Source organism: Methylobacterium sp. J-088 (assembly GCF_022829295.1).
Lineage (GTDB): Bacteria > Pseudomonadota > Alphaproteobacteria > Rhizobiales > Beijerinckiaceae > Methylobacterium.
Genome location: NZ_JAKSYH010000066.1, coordinates 1 through 394 on the forward strand (window position 1 = coordinate 1; position 394 = coordinate 394).

Genomic DNA, 394 nt, shown 5'->3' on the forward strand with positions numbered 1-394 from the left:
ATGGACCACCACCCCGAGCTACACGTCAACAAAAAGGACGCCTCCTACAGAGCGCATCGCGGCTTGACTTACGGGACGCAGCGCCAGCGAAAAGAGTCCATGGAGAACTCCCAGCGCGCCTCGACCATCGCCCCTAACAATCCCGTCGCCCGTGCCGGTCTCGGCCGCGGGCAGGGCGGGGTTGGCTCGCTGTTCAACTGATAGCGAAACGGTCTAAAAAGGATTTCAAAAGGTCGAGACCTTTTGCGGGTGCATGGCCGAGCCCTTCGAAACAGGTCTCCCTCCCCCTTCCGGGGGGCGGAGACCTGTTCGTCGGGGTTTCACCCCGACACCCCACCAAAGGGCACACCCTTTGGGAACCCCTTGTCCGCCCGGATTAGGCCGCCAGCAGGCC

Annotated in this window: 1 pseudogene; it reads left to right on the forward strand. The window is 62.9% G+C overall.

Annotated features, from left to right (window positions below):
* Positions 1-201 (forward strand): annotated as a pseudogene (locus tag MKK63_RS08165) (hypothetical protein); the annotation flags it as partial.
* Between the last annotated feature and the right edge of the window lie 193 nt (positions 202-394).